This is a genomic window from Psychrobacter sp. (assembly GCF_036731945.1).
GTDB lineage: Bacteria > Pseudomonadota > Gammaproteobacteria > Pseudomonadales > Moraxellaceae > Psychrobacter.
This window is the reverse complement of the sequence record NZ_DAINDI010000006.1, coordinates 32414-32952: the sequence shown is the minus strand read 5'-3', so window position 1 is coordinate 32952 and position 539 is coordinate 32414. Positions and strand designations below refer to the sequence as shown.

The 539-nt window shown below is 39.0% G+C and carries 1 pseudogene; it reads left to right on the top strand.

The features are described from left to right. Window positions 1–3: 3 nt before the first annotated feature. Window positions 4–539: pseudogene (locus V7D75_RS02225) on the top strand (ATP-binding protein); the annotation flags it as partial.

Below are 539 nucleotides of genomic sequence, written 5' to 3'. Positions count from 1 at the left end.
ATCATGGAAACCGTAAATACGGGTCTATTCTTGTTAGATAAAGATTTAAACATTGGTCAGCAGCATTCACGCGCCCTAAACGGCATTATCGGTGAAGACAGATTGTCAGGTGAAAACTTTGCTGATGTACTACGTGGCCGTATTTCAGACAAGGATTTGAAAACCACGCGTCAGTTTATCGAGCAGTTATATAACCCACGTGTTAAAGAAAAATTGGTTGATTCACTCAATCCATTGAACAAAGTCATGCTGCACAATACTTCTGGTGAAGAGAGCGCAACAAATCGCTACCTTGACTTTAAGTTTTCACGCGTTTATGAAGACAAAGACATTGCCCGCATTTTGGTCAACGTTAACGACGTCTCAGATGCGGTTTATTTAGAGCAGCGCTTAGAAAAAGAACGCTCACAAAACGACATGCAAATTGAGATGTTGACCACCATCTTAAACGTCAATCCAAAAATCATTAATGAGTTTATTAATAATACCAAAGCTCATATCGATAAGATGAACAATATCTTGAAAAATCCTGGTAGCTC